This is a genomic window from Ruegeria sp. SATB027 (assembly GCF_059613825.1).
Genome location: NZ_JBXWTH010000089.1, coordinates 1 through 4,525 on the forward strand (window position 1 = coordinate 1; position 4,525 = coordinate 4,525).

Sequence of the window (4,525 nt, forward strand, 5' to 3'; positions counted from 1 at the left end):
AATCGGTGGCCGGATCAAATCGGAATGGGTGGCCGGATGCTGTCGGATTGACCGGCCGAATACGTCCGGATTGCGCAAGCTGGCTCAGAGAGACAGATTCCGGCGCCACCCGGGTCAAAGGGAGTTCGCACGTGGTTGGTTCGGGGCGTAAGCCGGTCTGCCGGCTGAAGCCTAGCACGCGGTCACGCGCCCATAGGCGGGTCCATCGGCATAAAGGTACGTGGGGTCCCACAGGATTTTAGAATTCCGTCCTGCAATAATTTTGGCTGGGGAACTTGAATAGGTTTTTTTGGTTGGCGCGGTGAGCTTACTCACGTCAGCGGCGCGAAAAGATCTTGCAGGGTCTGTTCGTCAAACAGGCTGTTTGTGGTTGTTTCGGGATTGGATAGAAGTGCATCGGCGAGAGCTTGTTTTTTGGCTTGCAGTGCCAGAATTTTCTCTTCGACGGTTCCTTTGACCACAAGCCTATGTACAAAAACCGGTTTGTCCTGACCGATACGGTGCGCACGATCCATGGCCTGACGCTCGACTGCCGGATTCCACCAAGGGTCATAGAGCAGCACTGTGTCCGCCTCAGTCAAGGTCAGACCAACACCACCTGCTTTGAGGCTTAGCAGAAAGACAGGCGCTGCCCCGCTCTGGAATGCATCCAGTACGGCTGCCCGGTCTTTGGTTTGACCTGTTAACATGACATAGGGGATGCCCAGTTCGTCGAGGTCTCTGGCAATCAGATCCAGCATGGTCGTAAACTGCGAGAAGACGAGAACGCGGCGATGTTCGGCAGTAGTTTCGATCAGCAGTTCTAGCAGGCGGGCGCGCTTGGCGCTTTCGGTGACCGAGCGCGCGACCTCGGATTTGACTAGGTCGGGATCACAGCAGACCTGTCGCAGTTTCAAGAGCGCATCAAGAATGGTGATCTGTGCCCCGTTCAGCCCACGTGCCTGGACCGCATCGCGAACCCGCGCATCCATTGAGGCGCGCACGGTTTCATAAAGCGCCTGCTGCGGCTTGGGGAGATCAATGTAATGAGTAATTTCCGTACGGGGTGGCAATTCGGAGGCTACTTCTTCTTTGGTGCGTCGCAGCAAAAAAGGCCGAATCCGCCGATTCAGCCGTGCCTGCGCCTGCGCATCTGCGTGCTTTTCGATCGGGGTGCGAAACAGAGACACAAAGGTTTTGCGATTGCCCAACAACCCCGGCACCACCCAGTCAAAGAGCGTCCAGAGGTCTTGCAAGGAGTTCTCGATCGGTGTGCCGGTGAGTGCCAATCGGCCAGAGCAGGAGAGTAGGCGCAGGGCTTTGGCCATTTGCGAAGCGGGGTTTTTGAGCGTCTGCGCCTCGTCCACGATAATCAGATCCCATTCTTGCGCAGACAGGATATCCTGATCGCGCGACAGCAGCGGATAGGTGGTCAGCACAAGATCTGCATCGGGGATTTGCCCGGTTAATTCCCGTCGTTTCAGTCCATGCAGTGTCAGCAGACGCAATTCTGGTGTGAACTGTGCTGCTTGGCTTTGCCAGTTATGCAACAAGCTGGTCGGTGCCACCAAAAGTGACGGTCCGCGGCCTCGACGCGCTTGCAAAGTGGTCAGGGTTTGCAGTGTTTTTCCCAGCCCCATGTCATCGGCCAGAACGCCGCCAAACCCGGCTTCGGTGATCCGCCCCATCCAATCGGCGCCATAGGCCTGATAGGGTCTGAGCTCGGCTTTGAGGCCTTCAGGTGATATAAAGTCGTCTTGAGCGGTTAGAGCCTGCAAAGCGTGAGCGAGTGGCAAAATCCCTGCATTATCAGCGAAGCGCGCATCGCTACCGTTGAGCGCGTCCTGCACTGCAGCAACCAGAGGTGCGTCGGTCGGATGCAGGTGGCGCCTTTCCGCCTCCTGGCGCAAAAACAGATGTAAAACGCCTGCGATCGGGGCGAGGGACACCTCCGCATAACCTTCTTTGCCCAGATCAACATAGACCGGGCGACAATCCAGATCCTGGGTGAATGTATCCAGATCAGGTAGCGCTTGCGGGTCGTAACGGTCTGCAATCTGCTCCAGAAAAGCAGCTATCATAGGGGCGATGTCGTGATTTTTTGCGCCTATTTTGGCCTGAAAGCCAAAGGAAAACCAATCATGCCCCTGAAAACCCTCGCCGGCCTCGGCTTGGGTCGATACAAACAGCTGTGCCTCAGCGGTAGATAGCCGGTATGGCCATTTGGGATTTTCGGTAATCTGCCATCCTTCGGAGCGCAACTGTGGCAGGACATCGAAGGTAAAACGCATCGCATCGCGTGAAGGGACCTCGGGAAAGACCAGATCCGCATCCAGCATCTTGTCGCTGGGTGTGAAATCCCCTTCAAAAGGCGGGATGGCCCCTGCGTCTGCCAGGCGTTGATAACAGCACTCCTCCCATGCGCCATCGCGTTCTAATGTGATTACCTCATTGCCGCTGACGAATTGGGGGGAGGCAAAATCCCCAAAGTCAACGTCAGTTCCGTCATAATCAAACAGCAAAGTCAGCGTTGGTAAACTTAGGACAGGTTCGCGATACCATCCTTGCGACCGGGTTTTGGCCACATCGAGTTTCAGTTTTGCAACCCGGTTTTTAGGCACTCGCGTGATCTGTTTAACGGGAACTGGTTTTGGTAACGGCAGTGATCCGAGGCGCTCGGGCAGAGCTTTGGCAATCAACGGCAGATCACCCGGATCAAGGTCAGGGCTTTGATCAACCAGTCGTATAATATCTGGTGATATATTCCCTGCAAAGCGTCCTATTGTACCTGCATCGACATCCATCCAGATCATGTCTGCCCCAACCCGTAGGGCTTCGCCCGCAGCAAACCCCAATCGCTGCGTCCCCGACGACTGTATATTCCACGTCAAATCTGCCGAGCGGCTTTTTTCCGACCAAACCAGTTTGCATTTTGTATTGTTATTCGCAAAACAACGTTCCGTTTTGCATATCCGGGCAATCAGGTCCGCCCCGACAGCAGGTGGCCGGCGCAGCACTTCGGGGATATCCGTGTAGCTCCCATAGCTGTATTGCCCAACTATCAGTTTGGCCTGAGCCAGCTCTGAAACAAGGGTAAGGTCAACAGGCCGAATAAACTTGGGAATGGACGAGCGTAAGTTTTGCAAAATATTGTAGCGCTGCATTGAGGCATTCAGCCCCGTGCCTTGCGCGTTTATCCGCCCCTTCCAGATTGAAACTGACAGCGCACCACTGCTGCGCTCCAGAACATAAAGAAGCCGTTCTTTGGTCTTCGGCGGATAGTCCTCAGGTCGCTCTTCATCTGACCTGGAGTTTTGCTTATCGCCATTAAGGGCGAGTTCATTGGTGCGGGCTATCCACGTTTGCATCTGGCGCGGTATTTGAGGTGTGCCAGGCAAGATATGCGTGCCACGCCCTGCCCAAGTGATCAGCGCTGCAGCCACATGTTTGCAATTGTATCCCACAGGGCATGAGCAGTCCCCGTCTATCGCGCCCCCTGGCATTATTTTTATGCGTTGGTGATAAACAACTCCGGACCTATTTCGCACCTCTGAAAGAAGCCTGTTTTGAGGTGAGCCGATCAACTCCCCGACATAACCCTTACTCACATAGTCATGCGCCCTTTCCAGGGTCCTGCTGTCAAACTGTTTTTGAAAGTCCATCCAGTTCGTCTCGACCAAAGCCCGCATCTGCAAAACCGCACGCTATACGCGCCCAAAGAAAAAGCCAACCGGTGCGAGGCAGGCGCCGTGAAATGCGCCTCTTACAGGTATTTCTCAGGCTTTCCTCTCTCCTTCTTAGCGATGTTCGCCTCGCGAAGTCTCCGACTTGAGAACCTCGTAAAGAGCGGTTTTGCCGACTTTTATGCGGGCGGCGGCTTCACGAACCGTCAGGCCTCTTTCGATCAGCATTTTCGCTCGCTTCAGTTTTTCAGCGGTGACGACAGCCTTGCGTCCGCCTTTTCGTCCGCGCGCGGCAGCGGCGCTCAGGCCAGCGCGGGTCCTCTCGCGGATGAGGTCGCGTTCGAACTGGGCAAGGGCGCCGAACAGATGAAAGACGAGGGTACCCCCGCTCGTTGTCGTGTCGATGCCTTCAGTCAGAGACCTGAACCCGATGCCGCGCTGGTCAAGATCGCGAATCGTATCAATCAGGTGGCTCATGCTGCGCCCGAGACGGTCGAGCTTCCAGTCGATCAGCGTGTCGCCGGAACGCAGGTGATCGAGCGCTTCATTTAATCCTGGCCGATCCGTTTTGGCACCAGAGACGCAATCTTCAAATATCTCCCCGCAACCGGCAGCCTTGAGCGCGTCGATCTGTGGGGCCAGCGATTGATCGGCCGTTGAGATGCGCGCGTATCCGACTGGGGCGTACAACTCTGCAGTCTTTGTCCGTTTTTCCATCCGTCAATCATCTTGTCCGCCATCCCGTTGTCAAGCCATATTGTCGGACAACAAAATACGGGGCCGTCAAACGGCTCTGTTGCACAAATCGGATTTTGAGCGCAGTTCCCCTTTCCCCGGACGGACTTATCCTACGGGCTCTGTGA

At 55.6% G+C, this 4,525-nt stretch carries 2 protein-coding genes; both read right to left on the reverse strand.

Annotated features, from left to right (window positions below):
- Nucleotides 1-311: 311 nt before the first annotated feature.
- Nucleotides 312-3,668 carry a DEAD/DEAH box helicase gene (locus tag AC2FPW_RS20915; protein WP_496815239.1) on the reverse strand — a complete coding sequence of 1,119 codons (3,357 nt, stop codon included), beginning with the start codon at nucleotides 3,666-3,668 and terminating at the stop codon, nucleotides 312-314.
- 108 nt (nucleotides 3,669-3,776) lie between these two features.
- Nucleotides 3,777-4,379: a recombinase family protein gene (locus AC2FPW_RS20920; protein ID WP_496815240.1), complete on the reverse strand. Its 603-nt coding sequence runs from the start codon at nucleotides 4,377-4,379 to the stop codon at nucleotides 3,777-3,779.
- Nucleotides 4,380-4,525: the final 146 nt, after the last annotated feature.